The sequence below is a fragment of the Chryseobacterium tructae genome (assembly GCF_030409875.1).
Lineage (GTDB): Bacteria > Bacteroidota > Bacteroidia > Flavobacteriales > Weeksellaceae > Chryseobacterium > Chryseobacterium tructae.
Genome location: NZ_JAUFQR010000003.1, coordinates 144,203 through 166,130, shown reverse-complemented (window position 1 = coordinate 166,130; position 21,928 = coordinate 144,203). Strand labels below are relative to the sequence as shown.

Annotated in this window: 18 protein-coding genes, 3 tRNA genes and 1 riboswitch; of the genes, 8 read left to right on the top strand and 13 right to left on the bottom strand. The window is 35.9% G+C overall.

Annotation, left to right across the window (positions count from 1 at the left end; genetic code table 11):
• Positions 1-12 precede the first annotated feature (12 nt).
• The 8 genes from QWZ06_RS24465 to QWZ06_RS24430 all read left to right on the top strand — a co-directional run bounded on the left by QWZ06_RS24465 (position 13) and on the right by QWZ06_RS24430 (position 12,309).
• Positions 13-1,032 carry a cytochrome-c peroxidase gene (locus QWZ06_RS24465; RefSeq protein WP_290302378.1) on the top strand — a complete coding sequence of 340 codons (1,020 nt, stop codon included), beginning with the start codon at positions 13-15 and terminating at the stop codon, positions 1,030-1,032.
• A gap of 130 nt (positions 1,033-1,162) precedes the next feature.
• A riboswitch (cobalamin riboswitch) is annotated at positions 1,163-1,349 on the top strand.
• 113 nt (positions 1,350-1,462) lie between these two features.
• Entirely contained in the window at positions 1,463-3,505 is a 2,043-nt protein-coding gene (locus QWZ06_RS24460) for a TonB-dependent receptor plug domain-containing protein (RefSeq protein ID WP_290301733.1), read from the top strand.
• The gene (locus tag QWZ06_RS24455; protein ID WP_290301732.1) at positions 3,502-4,638 is read left to right on the top strand and encodes a YncE family protein; all 1,137 of its coding nucleotides are present in this window, start codon (positions 3,502-3,504) and stop codon (positions 4,636-4,638) included. The genes QWZ06_RS24460 and QWZ06_RS24455 overlap by 4 nt, the downstream gene beginning before the upstream one ends.
• A 14-nt stretch (positions 4,639-4,652) precedes the next feature.
• Positions 4,653-5,870, top strand: a complete 1,218-nt coding sequence (locus tag QWZ06_RS24450; protein WP_290301731.1) for a cell surface protein — start codon at positions 4,653-4,655, stop codon at positions 5,868-5,870.
• 29 nt (positions 5,871-5,899) lie between these two features.
• A complete protein-coding gene (locus QWZ06_RS24445) occupies positions 5,900-8,182 on the top strand; it encodes a T9SS type A sorting domain-containing protein (protein WP_290301730.1) in 2,283 nt (760 codons plus the stop codon).
• A gap of 307 nt (positions 8,183-8,489) precedes the next feature.
• Positions 8,490-9,851 carry a hypothetical protein gene (locus QWZ06_RS24440; RefSeq protein WP_290301728.1) on the top strand — a complete coding sequence of 454 codons (1,362 nt, stop codon included), beginning with the start codon at positions 8,490-8,492 and terminating at the stop codon, positions 9,849-9,851.
• Between the two features lie 608 nt (positions 9,852-10,459).
• Positions 10,460-11,737, top strand: coding sequence for a phage tail-like protein (locus tag QWZ06_RS24435; RefSeq protein WP_290301727.1), 1,278 nt, complete (start codon positions 10,460-10,462; stop codon positions 11,735-11,737).
• Positions 11,738-11,751: 14 nt separating this feature from the next.
• On the top strand, positions 11,752-12,309 hold the full coding sequence (locus tag QWZ06_RS24430; RefSeq protein ID WP_290301725.1) for a phage tail-like protein: 558 nt from the start codon (positions 11,752-11,754) through the stop codon (positions 12,307-12,309).
• 76 nt (positions 12,310-12,385) lie between these two features.
• Here the strand turns inward: QWZ06_RS24430 and QWZ06_RS24425 are convergent, their stop codons facing one another.
• From QWZ06_RS24425 to QWZ06_RS24365, 13 genes are all read right to left on the bottom strand, one after another.
• Positions 12,386-12,610 carry a T9SS type A sorting domain-containing protein gene (locus QWZ06_RS24425; protein ID WP_290302377.1) on the bottom strand — a complete coding sequence of 75 codons (225 nt, stop codon included), beginning with the start codon at positions 12,608-12,610 and terminating at the stop codon, positions 12,386-12,388.
• A 29-nt stretch (positions 12,611-12,639) separates the two neighbouring features.
• Positions 12,640-14,277, bottom strand: a complete 1,638-nt coding sequence (locus QWZ06_RS24420) for a LamG-like jellyroll fold domain-containing protein (protein WP_290301723.1) — start codon at positions 14,275-14,277, stop codon at positions 12,640-12,642.
• Between the two features lie 109 nt (positions 14,278-14,386).
• Entirely contained in the window at positions 14,387-15,166 is a 780-nt protein-coding gene (locus tag QWZ06_RS24415; protein ID WP_290301721.1) for a T9SS type A sorting domain-containing protein, read from the bottom strand.
• Positions 15,167-15,423: 257 nt separating this feature from the next.
• On the bottom strand, positions 15,424-16,140 hold the full coding sequence (locus QWZ06_RS24410) for a hypothetical protein (RefSeq protein ID WP_290301719.1): 717 nt from the start codon (positions 16,138-16,140) through the stop codon (positions 15,424-15,426).
• A 508-nt stretch (positions 16,141-16,648) separates the two neighbouring features.
• Positions 16,649-16,723 (bottom strand) — tRNA-Glu (locus QWZ06_RS24405).
• 65 nt (positions 16,724-16,788) lie between these two features.
• Positions 16,789-16,860: transfer RNA gene (locus tag QWZ06_RS24400), tRNA-Glu, on the bottom strand.
• Between the two features lie 82 nt (positions 16,861-16,942).
• Positions 16,943-17,014: transfer RNA gene (locus QWZ06_RS24395), tRNA-Glu, on the bottom strand.
• A gap of 10 nt (positions 17,015-17,024) precedes the next feature.
• The gene (gene rpsT, locus QWZ06_RS24390) at positions 17,025-17,279 is read right to left on the bottom strand and encodes a 30S ribosomal protein S20 (RefSeq protein ID WP_002983073.1); all 255 of its coding nucleotides are present in this window, start codon (positions 17,277-17,279) and stop codon (positions 17,025-17,027) included.
• 66 nt (positions 17,280-17,345) lie between these two features.
• Entirely contained in the window at positions 17,346-17,666 is a 321-nt protein-coding gene (locus QWZ06_RS24385; RefSeq protein ID WP_290301717.1) for a hypothetical protein, read from the bottom strand.
• A gap of 654 nt (positions 17,667-18,320) precedes the next feature.
• Positions 18,321-18,650, bottom strand: coding sequence for a DUF4280 domain-containing protein (locus QWZ06_RS24380; protein WP_290301716.1), 330 nt, complete (start codon positions 18,648-18,650; stop codon positions 18,321-18,323).
• 4 nt (positions 18,651-18,654) lie between these two features.
• Positions 18,655-18,915: a hypothetical protein gene (locus QWZ06_RS24375; protein WP_290301715.1), complete on the bottom strand. Its 261-nt coding sequence runs from the start codon at positions 18,913-18,915 to the stop codon at positions 18,655-18,657.
• Between the two features lie 2 nt (positions 18,916-18,917).
• Entirely contained in the window at positions 18,918-19,931 is a 1,014-nt protein-coding gene (locus QWZ06_RS24370; protein WP_290301713.1) for a polysaccharide deacetylase family protein, read from the bottom strand.
• 10 nt (positions 19,932-19,941) lie between these two features.
• On the bottom strand, positions 19,942-21,915 hold the full coding sequence (locus QWZ06_RS24365) for a type VI secretion system Vgr family protein (protein ID WP_435384147.1): 1,974 nt from the start codon (positions 21,913-21,915) through the stop codon (positions 19,942-19,944).
• Positions 21,916-21,928: the final 13 nt, after the last annotated feature.

Sequence of the window (21,928 nt, the reverse complement as noted above, 5' to 3'; positions counted from 1 at the left end):
CTTTCTGCTGCAATGAAAAAAGGATTAAGCATTTTAGCCATTATTATTCTATTAATATCTTGTAATAACGATCGTTACGAACCTATTTCTGGCGATAATCCACAGGTCTCGCTCAATATTCCGTCTGGATTTCCGGAACTAAACAATTCGGTGAACTCTAACAGACCTACAAAATATGGGATAGAGTTGGGGGAAAAATTATTTAATGAGAAAAGGCTGAGTGCAGATAATAGTATTTCCTGCTCCAGTTGTCATATCCAGGGAAATGCCTTTGCAGATCATAATGCACGGGGAATAGGAATTCAGAATAGAGTAGGATTGCGAAATGTACCTGCTATTCAGAATATGTTGTTTATGAAGTTTTATAATTGGGATGGCAATATTCTTCAATTGGAAAATCAGCCATTGGTTCCTATTATCACTCATGAAGAAATGGGGTCTTCTATTCTGGAAGTGATAGGAAAAATAAGAGATGATATGATGTATAAAGATCTTTTTCGAAAAGCCTTTGGAGACGAAACCATTACTGCTGAAAGAATTTATAAAAGTATAGCCCAATATGAATACACTTTGATTTCTGCCAATAGCAAATATGATAAGGTAAAAAGAAAAGAAGGAGAAAATTTCACGGAAAACGAAGCATTGGGATATCAGACTTTTCAACAGAAATGTGTGAGTTGTCATAGTACAGAATTGTTTACCGATCAAAGTTTCAGAAATATCGGGTTTCCTGTAAATCCGGATACCAATGAAGCCGGACGGGGAAGAGTTACAGGAATCCCAGCAGATTATATGAGTTTTCGGGTTCCTTCTTTACGAAATGTAGAATATACTGCACCCTATGGAAGCTATGGACAATTCCCAACACTAAGAGCGGTTCTTGATTATTTTGATAAAGGAGTCTTATCTGCAGATAATCTTGATCCTGTTTTTAAAAATAATGGAAACAGAATTCCTCTCTCAGAACAGGAAAAGACCAATCTGATCCTATTTATGAAAACGCTGAGCGATCGTGAATTTGTGAAAAAATAATCATTGCTAAAAACAGAAAAATTCAACAAAAATTGATTGTCTAAATCCCGTCACATTATGGCGGGATTTTTCATGTTTACTGATTGATAATCATTTTATTCTGCATACCATCGTATCTGGGGGGAATTTTATATCTTTGCCGGAATTTGGTGAGCCATAATAAGCTCTTAAAAGGGAATCCGGTGAAAATCCGGAACAGACCCGCTGCTGTAAGCTCCGCACCAAAGTTTTTGAAGAATACATCCACTGTTTTTAGGAATGGGAAGGATTTCAAAAATGGAGTAAGTCAGAAGACCTGCCAGAAATAATAAACGTTTGACGCTTTCGTGGAATAAAGCTTAGGACAACAATGATTCTGTGCAGTGACAGCTGTGCTTTGTCGTTGCTTTTCTTATATCCATTAGCGTCATCATGATCCATGAATGAGCTAATGATAGCAAAACTAACTACATTTCAATTCCATAAAACTGTTTTCACGGTATTCGTGTTGACTTCTCAAATTCTATTTTCCCAAACCAGGAAAAAAGACAGTATTAAAGGAGAAGCCATAAAGACGGTCAATATTTACAAAAAGAACTTTAAAGAAATCTTGCCTGCGCAGGTCTTACAGGGTGAAGAGCTCGAAAGGCTCAACAGTCATTCTGTTGCTGATGCCTTACGGTATTTTTCCGGTGTCCAGATTAAAGATTATGGCGGCATGGGAGGTTTGAAGACGGTCAACATTCGAAGTATGGGAAGCCAGCATGTAGGTGTTTTCTATGATGGAATCCAGTTGGGGAATGCTCAAAACGGATTGGTAGATTTGGGAAGGTACTCTCTGGATGATCTGGAAGAGATCTCCTTGTACAATGGTCAGAAAAGTGAAATTTTTCAGCCCGCAAAAGACTTCGGATCATCAGGATCTATTTATTTGCAACCCAAAACGCCTGTATTCACAGGAAATAAGAAAACCAATCTTTTGATCAGAGCAAAAAGTGCTTCTATTGATTTATTTAATCCTTCTTTCCGTTTAGAGCAAAAGATTTCCAAAAGAATTTCAGCAAGTGTCAGTGCAGAATTCCTTCAAAGTGATGGTCTTTATAAATTCCATTATAGCAGGAAATATCCTAATGGAGCTACTGCTTCTGATACCATTTCCAAAAGATATGACTCCGACATTAAAGCAAAGCGCTTTGAAACTGCTCTTAATGGAACTTTAAATAACGGAAGCTGGAATATACGTGGGTATGGATATATTTCAAATCGAGGTATTCCGGCACCTATTGTGAAGAACCGTTTCAAAGCAAGAGGAGCAAGAATGCTTGATGAAAATTATTTTGTGCAGGCCAATTTCAGAAAAAAGCTGTTTCCTAAGCTTGAAACTCAGCTGAAGGCAAAGTTTGCTTATGATTATACTTATTTTAATGATACTGTATTGTCTCAGTCTGCGATGCCCGCCATCAATACTTATATTCAACGGGAGGTTTATCTTTCCTCTTCCAATGTATACTCCATCAATCCTAATTGGGATGTCAGTCTGAATGGAGATTTTCAGTACAATAATCTGGATGCTAATTTGTATAATTTTTCATATCCTACCCGCTATACTACGCTTGTAGCTTTAGCTTCTACCTATCAATGGAACAGGTTTAAGTTTTTAGGAAGCCTTTTAGGGACATTTACCTTTGAGGAAGTAAAAATGAATAAGCGCCCTGATGACAGGAGAGAATGGACACCCGCTTTCTTTATGAGCTATCAGCCGGAAGCAATACCAGAGCTGACCCTTAGAGCTTTCTATAAAAATATTTTCAGATTACCCACCTTTAATGACCTGTACTATACGAGTGTTGGAAATACCTATCTGCAACCTGAGTTTACTCATCAATATGACGTGGGGTTTACCTATCAGAAAAAATATGATCATTCCCTATTTAAAGGTCTTTATGTAAAAGTAGACGGCTATTATAACAGAGTAAAAGATAAAATTGTGGCTGTGCCAACCACCAATATGTTTCGTTGGATGATGGTGAACCTTGGGAAGGTTGAAATCATTGGAGCGGATGTAAACGTACAGGCTGAAATGATGTTGGGGAATGTGAAAATTAGACCATTATTATCGTATACCTATCAGAAGGCTCAGGACATAACAAATAATGCCGGAGAGAAAGAAACTTATTATGGAGAACAGATCCCTTATACACCATGGCATAGCGGATCCTTTACCCTAATGGCTGATTATAAAGACTGGAGCTTCAATTACAGTACAATCTACGTAGGAAAAAGATATGACGGGCAGCTGGATAATATTCAGTATAATTTTATTCAGCCTTGGTATACCCACGATCTTTCTATTCAGAGAAAACTGAGCCTGGCCGGACATCCTTTTAAAATCAATCTGGAAATGAATAATGTTTTTAACCAGTATTATGATGTGGTACTCAATTATCCTATGCCGGGAAGAAACTTCAGACTCACTTTAAACTTTAATTTATGAAAAAGCTAAATATTTATTTTCTGTTTTTGACATTGATTGCGCTTGTTTCCTGTCGTACCGATGATGTCATTATTCCTATGGAAGTTGTGGAAGGGCTTAACCCTGTTGAGAATACGGCAATAAAAGGATTCTATGTATTGAATGAAGGAAATATGGGCAGCAACAAATGCACTCTTGATTTTTTTGATTATACCAAAGGAACCTATTTTAGAAATATCTATTCAGAGATCAATCCCAATGTTTTAAAAGAACTGGGGGATGTAGGAAATGATATTAAAATCTACGGAAGTAAACTATACATTGTAGTTAATGTTTCCAATACTATCGAAGTGCTGGAGGCCAAAACCGCCAAGCATATCAAATCAATTTATTTACAGAATTGCAGATACATGACCTTTAAAGATGGAAAAGCATATGCCAGCAGTTATGCAGGACCTGTAGATATCAACCCGCTGGCTCCCAAAGGAAAAGTAGCAGAAATAGATACGGTATCCCTTACCATTCAGCGAACTGCAACAGTAGGATATCAGCCGGAAGAAATGGAAATTGTAGGGAATCAATTATTTGTTGCCAATTCCGGAGGATATATGGTACCAAATTATGACAGAACCGTTTCAGTAATTGATCTGAACACTTTTACTGAAAAGAAAAAAATTGATGTAGCCATCAACCTTCACCGTCTTAAAAAAGATAACTACGGAGATCTTTATGTGAGTTCAAGAGGAGATTATTATAATGTTCCTTCCAATTTATACCTGGTAGATGCAGCAACAGGAGTGATCAAGAAAGACTTTCATATTGCTGTGAGTGAAATGACCATTGTGAATGATAAACTGTATTACTATGGAAATGAATTCAACTATAACACCCATGCTTATGTAAAAACATTTGGAATCATAGATGTAAAAACCGAGCAGGTTATTTCCAATAAAATTATGGATAAGGAGTATGAATCAATCATTAAAACACCTTACGGAATTGCAGTAAATCCAATTACTGAAGACATCTATATGACAGATGCCCGAAACTATGTATCGATGGGATTTGTATACTGTTTTGATAAAAACGGACATTTTAAATGGAAAACTGAAGGCGGAAATATCCCTGCCCATTTTGCTTTTTTATATAAATAATAAAAACTGAGAACATGCATAAAAGAACGATTAATTATTTAACAACCGGTATTCTGTCTCTTCTGTTTGCAGGGGTCATAGCCTCTTGTAAACATGACGATGATGAGGTAGTTCCTCCTGTTACTGAAGTAATACCTCCTACATTTAAAGGTTTAGATACAGCTTATACTATTGAACGATTCAGGGTATTAAGCATTCCTACCAATATTTCAGGAAACATTACCTGGAGTATTAATGATTCTATTATTTCTAAAAATTCCGAACTGGAATTTATCAGTACTAAAAAAGCCACTTATCCTTTAACACTAAAAGTAGGTACTGATAAAGTATTTCATTCCAAAATTGTTGTCACTAAAGAAAAAGGAACGTTGAGTCAATATATTTCCAAAGTATTTGATTTCCGCCCGGCTGTAGGACAGTTTATGAATGAGATTCCTGAATTCGAACAGGGAAATACAACCGCAAATATGATCAAGAAAGCCAATGATTATCTCGTGGGTTCTAATCCTTCTATGGTAAGTCTTGGAGGCTTCGGGGGATATGTAGTATTTGGTTTTGATCATACCATTCCCAATATGGAAGGAAGAGATTTTAAGATCCTGGGAAATGCCTTCTTTGGAAATGAAGCCAATGATCCACGTTCCGGAAACTGTGAACCGGGAATTATTATGGTAGCGTATGATAAAAATAAAAACGGAAAACCTGATGATGACGAATGGTATGAAATTGCCGGAAGCGAATATTTTAAAAATACAACTGTAAAGAATTACAACATTACCTATTTCAAACCTAATGAAAATAAAACTCCGGTTCCTGGCAACAATCCATGGCAGACCGATATAGAATATATCAAATGGCAGGATAACCAAGGAAACACAGGATTTAAAACAAGAAATGCCTTTCATTCACAAAGCTATTATCCTTTATGGTTTTCAGATGCTTCTTACGGCTTTACAGGAACAAGGCTTAAAGATAATTATTACGATCAGAGTGGAGTAGGAAACTATTGGGTAGGAAAATCTTATGAATTTGGATATGCAGATAATGCTCCTAATAATGATGAAGCTTCCAATATTGATATTTCATGGGCAGTGGACAGAAATGGGAAATATGTAAAGCTCCCTGGAATTGATTTCGTAAAAGTGTACACAGGGGTCAATCAGGAAGCCGGATGGCTGGGAGAGGTTTCTACGGAAGTAGCAGGAGCCTACGATTTACATTTAAAAAAATAAAGAACGAACAATAAATTTAATTTATAAAAATGAAAAAGTTTTACCTTTTTACGCTGCTTTTTCTGTTTGCATTTTTCACGAATGCTCAGATAAAAGTGCAGGGTGTCCCACGAAATGATGTTTCGGGGAATACCCAATTGAATACCATCAATAAGAATATTACAACGAACATCAGTTTTTCTGATATTCAGTATTGGGTGGGGACAGGTTCTAACCAGGCTGCATTCGTAGTACAGTGGAATGATAGTAAAAATCCGGATGCTTTGGTATGGGGTTTCAAATGGGACGGAAATGCTACAGGCGAAGATATGCTTAAAGCGATTGCAAAGGCAGACAAAAGATTCTTTACATTGCTTTACCAGGGAACACAGTTCGGAACAGCAGTAGGAGGATTGGGGTTTGATCTGAATGGTCAGGATTCAAATGCACTTATTAAAAGCGGTAATGCAACCTATCCTTTATATCCCGTTAATGGTATTGTCAATACAACAGCGTATGATTTTGATGATTATGTTGCAAAAGATGTCAACGATCACTGGACATCTGCGTGGTATAACGGGTATTGGTCTTATTGGGTGAAAGATCCTACTGATCCTGATTTTGGATATTCAGGGTTAGGAGCTTCTTCTCGTGTTCTTCAAAACGGTTCATGGGATGTATGGAATTTTAGCCCGTCTTCAGGAGGAGTTCCTATTTCATCTACCTTAACACCAGTTTCACCTTATGTAAGTTCCACTAACTTTACCAACGGGTTCTTTATGGTGAATGAAGAATGGTTTGGACATACTAACGGATCTGTCAACTTTATAGAGAATAACGGACAAATCAATTACCGTGTTTACAGCAATGCCAATAACAATCATGCTTTTGGAGCAACAACTCAATTTGGAACAATCTATGGTGATAAATTCTACTTTGTATCCAAGCAAGCCGCAGACGGCGGAGATTCTCAGTATACTCCTGGCGGTAGATTAGTTATTGCCAATGCACAGACCATGCAGAAAATCGCAACCTTTAATACCATTGGAGGTGGAGACGGAAGATCATTCTTAGGAGTCAATGAGAACAAGGGATATATTGGAGCTTCCAATGGTATTTTCTTATTTGATATTGCAAATCTACAAGTTGGGAATATGATTGCAGCAACTGGTGGTGGAAGCCAGTATGCCGGACAGATCGGAAATATGATCCGTACTTCAAAATATGTTTTTGCCGTAAAACAGACTGCAGGGATTTTAGTGATTGATCCAACTACAGACACTGTTGTGAATACTATTGCCGGAGCTTTTATTTCTGTTACTCAAGCAAAAGACGGAAGTATTTGGGCGATTCAGAATCAGAAACTGGCAAATATTGATCCTACAACTCTTGCTGTACAATATTATAATATTCCAACTACAAAATATTCTGATACATGGGGGGCTTGGAATGCAGGAAGCTTTACCGCAAGTAATACAGAAAATACATTGTATTGGATCAAAGCCGGAACTGGATTTAACCCGGGAAATCAGGTTGTAAAATTTGATGTTACTACAAAAGTATTTAATGAAAGCTTTATTACATTACCAGGGCAAACAGGCACTTATAAACAGATTCCTTACGGTGCAGCACTTCGTGTAAACCCGGCTACAGGGAATCTTATTTTGAATACTACAGAAAGTGGATTTGGAGCGCATTATCAGAAAAACTGGATCCATACATTTGATAACAATGGGAATCTTATTGATACTAAAACATTGGCTGATTATTACTGGTTCCCTTCATTAGCAGTGTTCCCGGATAATACAGCGCCGGTTGTAAACAATACCTTCCCATCACAGGTTAATGCCACTGGAACTACATCTATTGATCTCAAGACAATGGTTTCTGATGAAGACAGCTTTGGATCATCTATTGTAAAATCTGTAAAATCAAACTCTAATCCATCGGTAGTTATTGCTGATATCAATGCTAATGAAGAATTGGTACTTACCCCAATAGCTTCAGGAACATCAGATATTGTAATTAGCTTCAACTCTAATGGAAAAGTAGTAGAAAGAACTCTTAGAGTAAACAGTACTACTTCTACATTAGCAACTGCTGAGGTGAAAAAACTGGAATTCGGTATCTATCCAAACCCTGTTACAGATATTTTGTATATCAAAACACAGGAGAAAGTAGTAAGCGTTGCCATTTATGATATTTCAGGTAAGCTTATCAATACCCAATTCAATAATGGACAGGTAAATGTAAGCAGCTTACCAAAAGGAATGTACATTCTAAAAGCAGTAACAGATAAAGCTGTATACCAACAAAAGCTAATTAAAAATTAATTTTAGCATAGCTAATTTTTGTTTCACCCTGACCCGGCCATATATTGGTCGGGTTTTTTTCGCAAAAAGGAACATATTTTACTGAGTATGTTATAGAAAAAGTGAAAATTTTATGTTTCTTCACTAGAAATCGCAGATAAGCAATCATAAAAAAATATAAGGTTATACCCTTTTATCTATTGAGGTTGTAGAATACATGTAGAATGTCTGGAGTACGATGGATATTAGCACTGTTGTATATAAGGCGTATGTGTTTTTTTGGAGGTTGAAGTACCTTAAATATACTTTTGCTGCAAAATCAAACCAAATGAAAAGCAGAAAAAATTATGTATTACCCTTGATATTCTTTGCAAATATTTTATTTTCCCAAGTAGGTATAGGTACAGCCAATCCCAGAGGAGCATTAGATATCAATAAAGAAACCACCAATAATATGGGGTTGGTCCTTCCTACCAATGCAGATCCTAAAAACATGATCAATCCTAAAGGAGGTGATATTGCGATAGGAACAATAATGTATGACTCCACACTCAGTTGTGTAAGAGTTTTTAAACCTACAGGATGGTCCAATTGTTTATGTGACCAATGTGGGCCTACTCCCGGCCCTGGTTTTACTTTAGATTGTTCCAGTGGTTCTCTTAGTGGGACTTTTACAGCTGGTACTCAATCCAATGGCACCAAAATAATTAATTATACCAACGCAACAGGACAATCTTATCCGGCGATAGCCTCTGCTTCTTCAGGAGTTTCAGGTCTTATGGCTTCAGCAGGTGCGGGAACCTTAGCCAATGGGAACGGAAGTATTTCTCTCAATATTTCGGGAACTCCATCGGGATCGGGGCTTGCTTCTTTTACAATTAATATTGCAGGTCAATCTTGTAGTTTTTCTGTGAATGTAAATGCAGGGGTGATTCCCAAAAGAATGATTTTATCTCTGGGTGGAGGTATGTATACGCCCAATCCTGGGAATACAACCGCCCCTACAAGTATATTACAGTCATTAGCGAATTTTGGCCCAACAGGAACGGTTCCTTCCCAAGGATTTGATATCAAGACTGTAGGAACAGCACAGGGAAATCTTGCCACAAACATAGCTACGTACAATCCTTACATGATTATTTTTACTTGGAATTACACATCTAACGCAGCAGATGCTGTTGCCCTTAAAAATTATCTCGATAAAGGAGGTCGGGCGATGATCTTTCTTCAGCAGGCGCAGCCTAATCAGTTGCTGAATCAGATCTTTGGGGGAACCACCACCAATAATGCAGCTACAGGGACTGGGCTTGTTAAGCCCATAGCCGATCTCAGTCATCCTATTCTTAATGGTCCTTTTGGAGATGCAAGAGGAAAGTTGGTAGGAGACGACAATGACGACTCTAGTTCTTATACCAATGCGAATATCAACAGTTCCAATGTTGACATTTTATCCACAAAAAATGGTCAGATAGTCGGTTTCGTTCATAAAACCTATAAATTATTCTTCTGGGGTGATGGTGGGTTTCCGCTAGGAGCAGCTGCTAATACTTCGACAACATCATATCCGGCGGGGGTAGATGCATCTGCTAGACCTATTCCAAAAAATAATTTTGGTACAGGTACTTCAGCTTCCTCAGCAGTCTATAATAGCATTGTATATGCTAATGCAGTAGCGTGGATGATGCAGTAAATCATGAATTTATATTTCTAGTTTAATATTTGTTTGGGCACTGAAAATTTTAAAACAGTTTTGGTTTAACATCACAAGTCTATTTTAATTGTACACAAGTGCAGATAAGACAGGTTCTAGTAACCTGTCTTATTTTTTGTTTATAGGTATTTGTTGACGATCCAATTATTACGTGTTGAATAGCATTGATCGTGCATTACACTCCATTAGAATGATTGTTAGGAAATTGTGTAGGATTTATGTAGGATATGTACTTCAAGTTTGTCATGCCTTTGAGGTAGCTATGGGATAGGTCGATTTTTGGGAGTGGGGAAAGCAAAATATACTTTTGCATGCAATAGCTAATAAAAATAATCAATGATGTAGTTTAAATGAAATTATTGTTATGGATTTTATAAAATATAGTTTAAAAATAAATTACATCTTTAATGTGGGAAATATTTTTAATACACAATTTTGCTATTCTTTTTCTTCTTATTAAGCATGATTTTTTTGATGTAATGTTGTTGATTTTTAGTGGAATACACATGGATGTATGCTTTCTGAATCCTATATATAAAACAAATTTATTTTGAATAAAAGTGTACTAATTTTAAAATGATAAAAACATGAAAAAAACCTTATTATTGATCTTTACTGCTCTGTATTGTATCTTAAGTTCCCAGGTAGGAGTTAATACAGCTACGCCTAATCCCAAATCCATACTGGATGTGGTTGCTACTGATAAAGGAGTCTTGTTGCCAAGACTTTCTACAGCAGATATCAGCAATATCACAGGTCTTGGAGCTACTGAGATAGGACTTACTGTTTTTAATACCACCTCAAAATGTTATAATATCTGGAATGGAAGCCAATGGTATGATGCCTGCGGAAATGTAGAAGGGCAGAGTATTTTTAGTATCAATTGTAGTACCGCTTCAGTATCTTCCAATCTTGTGGTAGGTGAACCCGCAAAGTCTACAATCTCTCTGGAAATTAATGCATCCACTACCGGAACATGGAGCTTGATAAGTAACACGGTCTCAGGAGTACGCTATACTGGGGCAGGAAATATTACCGCTCCCGGTCCTCAGGTCATTCGTGTAACAGCCATAGGAACGCCTACAGCTGCCAATAATGCGGCTGTGTTTACTTTTACGGATACTCAGACTCCGCCAAGTACCTGTTCTGTTACCGTTAAAATTATAGACCGTAGTACTAAAGTTTATACGGTAATGAGTTTAATACCGGAATACTGGAGCTCTTCATTAGGGCCAACTTCTACTTCATTTGTTTCTAATTTGAAAGGCGCATTGGCTAATAACTTTTCTCCGGCGGGAACCGTTAAAATTGCTGGATTCAATTACACAGAAGGGACGGCAAGCGAAAGTTTAGCAACTTTTACAGCTAAACTTAACTCCGCTGATATTCTATGGTGTGGATGGCCTCAAACCAATGATTGGCGTACAGCTAATGATAAAATACAAGCCATAAAAGCATGGATTGATAATAAAAAAGGAGTGGCTATTTTTCATGCAGATGACAGTGACCACGCTATTTTTGCCAATATTCTAGGATATGCAGGACCATTCTTTGGAAATCAACCGGGAGTATTTACCACTGAAAATGAGATCCCTCTTAACGGTAGTTTTGGAGACTTAAGATCACAGATATTTCCTGCAGCAAGTTCAGGTGCCAATCAGTCAGCCGTACTGGGAGATGGGAAAATATTGGCCTATGGAAGTGGTGTTAATAATACAGTGGCTTTAATTGTTCTGAAAGACAACTTCATTATTTTAGGAAATATTGACTGGGCAGGTAATTCTACCCTTACGGCCACTAATATTTTTGGAAAAATGTATATGAACATTTTTGAGTGGGCAATTAAAACGGGACCTGTTAATTAAAAACCATTTGTTGTATGAAAAGGCTTTTATTATTAATAGGAATGGCTGGATGTCATTTTTTCAGCGCTCAGGTAGGAGTGGGCACCGTATCTCCTAATCTAAAATCGGTACTTGACGTAAACGCAAGTAATAAAGGAATGATGTTCCCAAAGATCAACCTTGTTACCAGAAATGCAATGACTATGGGAGCACCGGAAAGCAGTATGTGGATTATGAATACAGATACGAAAATAGCCAATTTTTGGAATGGAACACAATGGCGAAATTTCCTGTCAGTGAAACCAGCTGTTTTTACCATGGATTGTACTTCAATTGTCAGTAGTAATTATTTAACAGTCAATAAGCCAGCTACAGGATTTATTCAAGTCGTCCTTACGGTAAGCGAACCGGGTGCTGTAAGTTTGCAGACCAATACCATAAATGGGGTTAGGTTTATCGGAGCTCAAGGGGTAAGTTCCGGGAGTGTTGTGTTTACATTGGATGCCGTGGGAACTCCTACTGCATCAGGAGATGTCAATTTTACCTTGGTAGGAGGTGGCGCAACATGTACAATTCCGGTGAGAATTCGTTAAAATTTAAAAAAAATTAAATAGATAAAAAGCCGGCTCCATTTTGGAGCCGGCTTCTTTTTGTTGTACAAGGAATCTTTTATCGGTTCAGAATAATTTTACGGGTATAGACCTTTTTATCCTTTGTCTGTAATGTCAGCATATAAACTCCTGCAGGTAATGAAGAGGGAAGATCAAATGTTTTTGATCTGAAAAGAGAATGGTATACTTCTGTTCCTGAGGTATTTCTGATGGAAATTTCAGAACCGATCATAAGGATATTGCCATCAAGAGTGATCTGACCGGAAGTAGGATTGGGAGATATGGTGAATATATAATCTTGAACGGTTGCTTTTAGTGTCGGGGATGAGTTAAAGTTGATGGTTGATTATAGGATTGTGCAAGATATGAGATCTCATCAGGAGCAAGTATTCGATTATAAAAAAGAAGTTCATCAATTTCAGAGCCATTATTTGGAAGTCGGATTACGATCTGAGCATTGGCGGTAGGAATTCTTTCTTCAGGATCTGTACAACCGATATAGTTTCCATTTTTGTACAGACATTGGTGAGTATAATATCCAGTATCAAAATAGGTTATCGTATAATGATTCCATTGATTAAGAAGGCTTGTGGAGTGTATAGTGAGCTCTTCTATATCTTTACTAGGATTAATAGCTGCTGGGTGAGACTTGACTTCTTCATTATTAATACGGGTTATAGTATTGAAGGCTTGTACTTCCACGCCTGATGAAGTTCCGTCCGTGCGTCCCCAAAATGCAATTGTTTTGGATTGTTGTAAGGAATCATGTTGTACAGAGGTTGATAAGTGTCCTGAGGTTATAGTTTTATTACAGATTATTCCATCGGGGAATGCCTTAGTGTTATTTGATATTTCATTTAAATCAAGACCATTAATAACATCTTTTGCATCTCCATTGAATGGATAATAAGAAACAGGATCGAGTGGTAAAGTGCCACATGTTGTGAATGTTCCAAGGGTGTAATAAGTATAGTATATTCTAAGCTCATCATCTAATCCGAGCAACCCACTGTAAAAGTATACTTTTACTCTATCAAAACGTTTGGGAGAAGTGAACTCTATAGAACCTGTTTGAGAATTGGGGAGAAGTTTCAACATGCTGTTGTCTACCTTTTTATAATCATTATTGGATGTATTGCCAAGAAATGTTTCTACATACATTCCACCGAGCAATTGAAGATTCAGGGCATCTTTATTTGTTCCTATTCCTATTACTATTTTTTTGAAGTTCGTGGGAGTGACTGCTGGATATATTAAGGTTTGTACAATTCTTCCTGCGATCCCAACCGGAATTTTTATGGAGGTAAAATCATATTCGTTGCTTCCTACAGCATTTTGTTGGTCTTTTATAGAGCATAATAGACAAACCCCCAAAGTTTGATTTGTTTGAGATGTTGCATAGGTTTTAGGAGTAGGGGTTTGATAAGCATAATATATTTTACGAGCACTGTCATCCACTACATCATGGAAATAGATTTTAATTCGATCATAACGTTTATAAGGAATAAATTCAATATTTCCTTTCGCTGTGCCTTCTATGGGTTTTAGCATATTTTGATTAACCTGTATCTGGTCGCCATTAGAGGTATCTCCTAAAAAAGATTCTATATAAACTCCTCCCAATGCTAAAACGTGTATAGGCATATTTTCAACTTCAATACCAACGACTGCTTTATTAAAATGAGCCTCTTTAGAAGTAGGAAAAATTAATGTTTGTTCAACCATACCGTTGCTATTGTAGGGAACTTTTATTGTTGTATAGTCGTTTTCGTTACTTCCTATCACATTTTGGGGAGCTTGGATGGAGCATTGCTGGCAAGTATTAATGACTTTGGTAATCTGACTGCTTGCGTAGGTTTTATTCTGAGCATTCACCAATATAGGAGTGATGAATAGTAAAATAGCAAGCCATGTTTTCTGTATCATGTCTTGTAAAGCCGTTTTTTTCATAGAATTAATATTTAAAGTGATGATATTAAAAAATAAAGCAATGTGCATTCGTAGGGATAGGTACAAAATAAAACCAGCAGACTTAAAGTCTGCTGGCTATATGTTTTTGTTATTTGATCATAATTTTTCGAGAATAAGTTTTGCCTTCTTTGGTCTGAAGGTTGAGGATGTAGAGACCACCCGGCTGCCTTGTTTCAAACGTATTGGATTTTAGTTTGGAACGGAATACCTCTTTTCCGGAAGTATTGATAAGACTTACTTCTGAACCGTCCAATACTAAATTTTTATCCAGTGTGATCTGCCCGTTTTCAGCATGAGCCATTAAGCTGATGAAAGGATCTCTGTACTGATATCCGTAATAAACTCTAAATTCTCCTCCTAAACTCAGTAAACCACCATTTACACTAATCTTAATACGGTCATAAGGCTTGTTCATGGTAAGTTCAATTTCACCTTTGCTTGGATCACCAGCCCCAAGCTTTAAAATGTCGTTGTTTAGGTTTTGGTAATCGTTGTTGGAAACATTTCCATTGAATGTCTCAATAGATACACCTCCTAATACTTGTGCGCTTAGAGGAGTTCCATTAGAACCAATACCTACAACCAATTTGTTTGTGTAAGCACTGTTAGGGAAGATCAAGGTTTGTTCAGTACGAGCTAATACACCAATTGAAACCTGTAGAACAGAATAATCAGTTTCATTAGAGCCAATGGCATTCAATGGATTTACTACTCCACAGCCTATACATACACCATATACTTTACTTTCCTGGGCGTTAGCATAGTATTTTACGATCTGAGCGAAAGATTTTCCGCCTGCCAAAAATAGCAATGAAGCAAAAACAACGGCTTTCACCGCGCGCGAACTCAATAATAAATTAGTTTTCATATATAAAAAATTTTGGTTTTCTAGTTTGATGTAAATTTATAAATAAAATAATTATGTTGCTTATTTTATTTGTTAATTTTGATATGTATTAATAATTTGTTTATATAAATTAAAAATATTATATATAAATTAATATTATTATGTCTTGTAAGCAAAAAAAACCGGCAGCTTTTAAAAAGACTGCCGGTTTTTTGATCGGTTATGTTATTTAATAATAATTTTTTTAGAATAAGTTTTTCCTTCTTTAGTCTGTACAGTCATGATGTAGACCCCTCCAGGCTGGTTAGACTCAAATGTATTGCTTCTAAGTTTGAACGGTAAACCTCTTTTCCTGAAGTGTTAGTTAAAGCAATTTCAGAACCTTCTACATTTACATTTCCACTTAAAGTTACTTGTCCATTCTGGCTATGGGCCAATAATTGAATCAGAGGATCTTGATAAGCATAATAAATTCTGAATCCACCACCAAGACTTAATACTCCTCCGGTTAATCCAATTCTGATTCCATCATAAGGTTTTGCAGGTTTAAATTCTACTGTACCTCTGTTAGGAGTTGCTCCCAGTTTTAAAAGACTTATGTCTATTGTTCTTCGATCTTCATTAGATGTTCCTCCGTTCATAGTTTCAAGGGTTACACCACTTAATAATTGTACAGATAAAGGAATGTTATCCGTTCCGATACCTACCACAAGTCTTGTGTCTGCTCTTAGATCCGGAAAAATTAATGTTTGCTGAATTCCTCCCAATAATGCTGTTCCTAATACCATTGTGGAATAATCATCTTCATTTCCTCCAACGGCATTTAATGGATTGTCTACTCGGCAGCCTAAGCATGCAACTCCAAATACACCTGAACTTTGTGCATGAGCATAGATCCTGTTTTGACCAAATAAAAATTGAGTGGAGAATAAAAGCAATGCAACTAGAGCACCTTTAAAAGAGAAATCATTTCTCAAAAGTAAATTAAATTTCATGTTATTGATTTTTGGATGAATAGTTTTATCCAAATTTAAGGAATAAAAGAAGAAGCGAAAAATAATATTTCCATTTTTGGTGATTTTTTTAATAAAATTTAATATTGCTCAAAATAAATGAACTTAAGTACAAATTTGAAGTATCATAAATAGTATATAAAAGAAATGTAATCATAAGGAATACTTCTTTACCCTTTTTCTTTATCATTCCGCAGGGATCTCGGCAATATTATATAGGAGGTCTGTATTTCCCTTTAGTCGCTTAGGTTGCTATGGGATGACAGTAGACAATGGAGAAAAATTAGAATATCAGATCAGATATAAAAACAGTTATTTGAAACGCAAATGAAAGAATAGTGGAGATCTTACCGCTTTTAGAATTTTTAAAACTAGGAAGGTAATTTCATCCAAAATACATTCTTATGATCTATAAATGAAGTGAAAAAATCCCTAAAAAGATAAGCTAGAAGTATAAAAACGAAAAAAGGACTTTCGAAAAAGTCCTTTTTGGTAGCCCGTAGGGGAATCGAACCCCTCTTACCAGAATGAAAATCTGAGGTCCTAACCGATAGACGAACGGGCCCTCTATCTTCCATTACCTAAGCAATGTGTTAGTATTTGTTTTTATAAGTGTCAACTCTTAGTTTGTAGCCCGTAGGGGAATCGAACCCCTCTTACCAGAATGAAAATCTGAGGTCCTAACCGATAGACGAACGGGCCGGTTAGATGTATTTAAGTATTAGCTTTGCAACTTTGTTTTTAAAAACCACTGTAAAAATTTCAGTGGCTTTTAAAAATTAAGTAGCCCGTAGGGGAATCGAACCCCTCTTACCAGAATGAAAATCTGAGGTCCTAACCGATAGACGAACGGGCCGCTATACTTATTACGCTAATTTATTAACGTGCTTTGTCAATTTGCTTTTTAAGTTAGCCGCTTTGTTTTTGTGGATAATATTTTTCTTAGCTAATTTATCCAATAAAGCGATAACTTTTGGCAGTTGCTCTGTTGCAGCAGCTTTGTTTTCCTCATTTCTTAAGGCTTTCAATGCTGTTCTAGCAGTCTTGTGATAATATCTATTACGAAGTCTTCTAGTTTCGTTCTGTCTGATTCTCTTTAGTGCTGATTTATGATTTGCCATATCGTTCAAATGTGAGTGCAAAACTATAAACTTTTTTTTAAACTACCAAATTTATTTTGAAAAATTTTAATTTTCTTCTGAAAGGTACTTTCTAAGCTTATCTATTGCTTGTTCTATTTTTAAATTTTCTTGTTCTTTTTCTATTTTTTTGATCGTATTTCCTAGCATGATCAGTGCGTTGTTCCATTCTCCAGTGGTGTTGGTGAAAGTAAGTCTGTCTATTGTTACTTCAAAAGCAACCCTTTCTCCGGTCCTATAAAGTCTGAAACTTATTTTATCATCCTTGCCTGCAATCCCGTCTTCATTGATTTGTAAATCATAACTTTTTGGGTTAGAGTGGATTTTCTTAAAAAGCAATTTCGCTTCTTGTATTTTTAAATCCGGCATGATATAAAATTTGATAGCCCGTAGATCACTACAGACATGGGTTTATCAATAATATTTTTCATCAGTGTAACCATATTTGACTGATCAATTACGGTTAAATTTATTAAAAAATTTTTGCAAATATAAGGCTTTTGTGAGATATATCGTAAATAGAATGATTTTTTAGAGAAAAAGTGATGATATTTTTATGGGTGTAATAATAAATATCAGTGTATCAGTATTCTATAATTTAATGATTTTTATGGCTGAAGACAAGAATTGGAACGAAACAACAAAGAATTAAGGATTGAAAAGGGAAAAAACAGGTGGTGTTACGTCCAATTTATAAATGAAAGCTTCTTTTTCTAACCCCAAATTGGACATAAAGATTGAACATAATTCATATTAAAAGATCACTTATTTATAGGAAAAAGGTTTCAAGTACATGAGTTGAAAAGAATGCTTAGCTACAGAGGTATTAGACAATACTTTTCAAAAGAAGAGTATAATAGGGGATTGTATAAAATAAAAAAAGGAGAAATGATACTGTCTCTTTTTACATCTCTATATACGTAATAACATAAAGTCATTATTTTACATTTTAATAAAATGATTTTCAGTTAGTTGTTAAAAACAAAAGGCAGATTAGGTTTTTAGCTAAAAACCAGACTCTTTTTACTCCTGAACAAAGTTCTGGGCTGACTTTACAACTGATATTTTACCACCAACGGAACACTGGCATGTAGAGCTATCTAATAGCTCTTTTTTACCCTCAATTTTAAAATTAGAGGTATTGTCCCATTTAACAGGTGAAGGTGTACAGGAAGACCTTAAAACACTACATAAACCAAAAGGTTTAATGTTAGTATTAGGTTGCTTATCTTCTTCTGTAGCCTGTAGTTTTCCATCAATGTTCATAAAGGATTGACTAGTTACTGTGAGTGGCGTTGATGAAGCTCCTTTATCACATTTTAGCTGGGTGGTATCTGTTATATATTGAGACATTCTTTTATTGTTTTTTATGACAATCTATTTCTTTCAATCCCACATACTCCCAGAAACCTCCAACCTTTCTATAAAACTGGATATCTTTACCAAAATAAGGATTTCCCGCCTCTGAGTCATAATCATACTCATATACGCCAAATTTAACCCAGCATAATGAGAGTTCTCCACAATGTCTATTAGTTTCAAAAGGATAAAAATACAATCCTACAATAAATAAAACAGTACAAAGAAGTAATAACATTCTTAAGAATATTTTTTTCATAGTTAGTATTTATCTAATGTTTTAAAATCAGCTTTTCGTTTTTGAAAATAATCAATAAGTTGTCCCAATTTGTTTATTTCATCTTTGTTTTTCAAATCTACAACTCCATTAACTAATTTTCCATTTCTAAATGCTCTTTCGTGCATTAACAAAATAACTTTTCCATTTTTCTTTCCAACAGCATCCCATAAACCTCCATAATACGACATATCTAATAGTTCATCACGAACAGTTTCCCAAGATTCTGAAACCCTATCAAATCCAATATACTGTTTCGAGTACATATCATAATAAGGATGGACATCATCATCATTGCCAAAATCCATAGTTTTATTAGTAACTTTTTCCTGAACCTTTGCAACAGAAGCATTTTTAAAATCCCAACTCTTAATATTCCATTCACAGTCCCAACCGTACACTTGATATTCTCTTTTTTCAAATAATTCTTTGGCTTCATCTTTTGTATCCTTACTATTATCGGAATCAATATCTACAAACTCTTTAGTGTGCCAAGTATTTCTTCCTGGAAATCTAGCCAATGGGACAGTCTGATTTTTAGATAAAGGAACATTCCTATTCTTTATAGCTCCTTTTCCATAAATTTCATCTAAGTAATATAAAATTTGTTCTTTACACTTTGTAAAATCAGTAAATACACTTCTTTTATCTTCCGGTTTACTTCCATCTCCTTTATATTTAATCCCTTCCTTATAGGCATTTTTATAAAAATCATTTACATGTGAATAGCTATGGTTACCTATAGCGTGATTTTCATATATATCTTTTAATACATCTAAAGATCTTTTTCTATCCTTACTTTTCTCAATAAAGTAATATAAATGTATCCCCGTTAAGAAAAATGTTCCTTTAATTCCTTTTTCCTTTAATAATTGTAAGACTTCTTCTGTTCCTGCCTGTATTCCATCATCAAAGGTTAAATAGATTTCTCTTTGTACAATCTTAACGGATTTAGAATCTTTTAATTCCCGTATAGCTAATTTTTTAGTATCTCCCATGACTTTACAATTAAGCTTGTTGTTTTTCTACTTTTACACTTCTCTTTAACTCTGCAAAGCCATCTTTTTTAACATTCCCCGTAAGAGTTATTTCCTTTTCTCCATTATTTATGTCTTTATCATCTACTTCGTATACAGTTAGTGTAATTGATTCCCCCTCTTCATAGTTTCTGGTATAAACCAATAAACTTATTTCTTCATCATAAGATGCTATTGCAATTTCTTTATTCATATCTGCATCCATCCATTGAGCACTCACTATTTGCTTTTCTTTAGTATAATCAAACTCACCATTTTGAGGAAGCTTATTCATTTGTGGAGCTTTATACTCAATTTTATCCTTAGCTGTCAGTAATGAGTTAGCACCATACACATGCATTCTGTCCTTTGCTCCGAACTCAGTCTGTCCATCGGTATAGCCTATGAATTTTTCTTTACCATAAAGGTCTAGGTGTGCTTTTGCTGATATTTCAGTATTAGTTCCAGCATTGATAATAGTTTTCTTACCACTGTCTTGGCTAATCTCTTGCTTGGCAATAATCTTAATGTTCTGCCCAACATTGGTATCCATGTTCTTTCCTGCTTTGGTTTTGATATTCTCTTCAATATCAAACTTCAGGTTCTTTGATTTTATGGTAATGGTTTCAGGAGCAGTAATGGTGATATTGCTTCCCTCTGTATCAAATCTCAGCTCATTTCCACTTTTATCGGTCAATAAAATACTTTCATCTTCTGTAAATACTAATCTGTGCCCACTTCGGGTCTGTAGGGATTTTACACGGTTATCCATACCACCTCCCAAGCCTACACCACCGTGAAACATTCCACCCATTGCAAAAGGAAAATCTGGATTATGGTATTCAAAGTTTACCATTACTTGGTCTCCAATTTCTGGAACAGCTACAAAACCTCTGTTCTGGCTTATAGCATCTGTTCCCCCTGCATCGGGGCTCATCATTCGGATAAAATGGGTGGTATCATTTAATTGCCAGTCAAACTGCACTTGTATTCTGCCTTGGTTCAAAGGGTCTACATTGGAGATAACCGTTGCCACCTGTGGTTCTGCTTTAGGCGTTATAAAAGCTGGTTTAGGCATGAAACCTGTTCCTTCAGCTATAGCTTCAAAACTTCCAGTGTAATATCCTCTTGCATCAACTTCGTGATTAACCTCTGTTATCATCAAAGTTGTAAAGTGAGAGGTCTCATTACTATCCTGTTTTCTCATGTCTATATCTGCCACACAACCTATGAATAAGAAAGGAACTGTTGTGCTTCCTGAAACGGTAAAAACTTCTACTGCTTTACTTCCTCTTGCACTCTTTTGGGAATCGTCCACATCCAGAAACATATTGGCATTGATGGGAGTGGGTGTAAGTGAACGGGTTTTAAAAATATTGTTATTCAGCTCATAGGCTTTGGATGATAGGTCTCCTAAATGCTTAATCTCATTGTTAGAGCCATTCATTTTAGCATGGCTACTGCTGTTATAACCAAAGTATTCGGGTTTTGTGTGAACTGCTTTTAACTCTACCTGTACATCATTAACATTGCTTCCATAAATAAGTTGGATGGGCTTTTCATGAGGGGGGAGCTTGCCAAAGTGTAGCACATCCCCATCATAGTAAAATTGCTCTCCGTAGGCTTCTGCTAATCTTGTCAGGTAATTGTAATGAGTTTCACAATATTGAGCACTGTAATTAATGTAGCTTTTATTCTGGGTATCTATTCTGAAATCAAATTGAATTGTTCCCAGTGTCTCTTTAATGATATTGTCAGCAATAATGGAAGTGTTGACAGACTGAGTACCTCCAAAACTCTGAGTATGTGGGGCTGAATCCATTAGTATAGTTGGGCTATATCCTTTGAGTACAATATTGCCTAAGCTCATTTTTTCCTGACTGAATGCCACTTTCGTAACAACACCAACAAACGTTCTTTCGGGGCTTTCGTTTTCAGCATCTTTGTATTTAAAAGTAACTGTCAGACGTTTTCCTAGA

Excerpts from the sequence above, each read along its gene's own strand:
- QWZ06_RS24465 (WP_290302378.1), top strand. The coding sequence starts at position 13 with ATGAAAAAAGGATTAAGCATTTTAGCCATTATTATTCTATTAATATCT.
- QWZ06_RS24460 (WP_290301733.1), top strand. The coding sequence starts at position 1,463 with ATGATAGCAAAACTAACTACATTTCAATTCCATAAAACTGTTTTCACG.
- QWZ06_RS24455 (WP_290301732.1), top strand. The coding sequence starts at position 3,502 with ATGAAAAAGCTAAATATTTATTTTCTGTTTTTGACATTGATTGCGCTT.
- QWZ06_RS24450 (WP_290301731.1), top strand. The coding sequence starts at position 4,653 with ATGCATAAAAGAACGATTAATTATTTAACAACCGGTATTCTGTCTCTT.
- QWZ06_RS24445 (WP_290301730.1), top strand. The coding sequence starts at position 5,900 with ATGAAAAAGTTTTACCTTTTTACGCTGCTTTTTCTGTTTGCATTTTTC.
- QWZ06_RS24440 (WP_290301728.1), top strand. The coding sequence starts at position 8,490 with ATGAAAAGCAGAAAAAATTATGTATTACCCTTGATATTCTTTGCAAAT.
- QWZ06_RS24435 (WP_290301727.1), top strand. The coding sequence starts at position 10,460 with ATGAAAAAAACCTTATTATTGATCTTTACTGCTCTGTATTGTATCTTA.
- QWZ06_RS24430 (WP_290301725.1), top strand. The coding sequence starts at position 11,752 with ATGAAAAGGCTTTTATTATTAATAGGAATGGCTGGATGTCATTTTTTC.
- QWZ06_RS24420 (WP_290301723.1), bottom strand. The coding sequence starts at position 14,277 with ATGAAAAAAACGGCTTTACAAGACATGATACAGAAAACATGGCTTGCT.
- QWZ06_RS24415 (WP_290301721.1), bottom strand. The coding sequence starts at position 15,166 with ATGAAAACTAATTTATTATTGAGTTCGCGCGCGGTGAAAGCCGTTGTT.
- QWZ06_RS24410 (WP_290301719.1), bottom strand. The coding sequence starts at position 16,140 with ATGAAATTTAATTTACTTTTGAGAAATGATTTCTCTTTTAAAGGTGCT.
- rpsT (WP_002983073.1), bottom strand. The coding sequence starts at position 17,279 with ATGGCAAATCATAAATCAGCACTAAAGAGAATCAGACAGAACGAAACT.
- QWZ06_RS24385 (WP_290301717.1), bottom strand. The coding sequence starts at position 17,666 with ATGCCGGATTTAAAAATACAAGAAGCGAAATTGCTTTTTAAGAAAATC.
- QWZ06_RS24380 (WP_290301716.1), bottom strand. The coding sequence starts at position 18,650 with ATGTCTCAATATATAACAGATACCACCCAGCTAAAATGTGATAAAGGA.
- QWZ06_RS24375 (WP_290301715.1), bottom strand. The coding sequence starts at position 18,915 with ATGAAAAAAATATTCTTAAGAATGTTATTACTTCTTTGTACTGTTTTA.
- QWZ06_RS24370 (WP_290301713.1), bottom strand. The coding sequence starts at position 19,931 with ATGGGAGATACTAAAAAATTAGCTATACGGGAATTAAAAGATTCTAAA.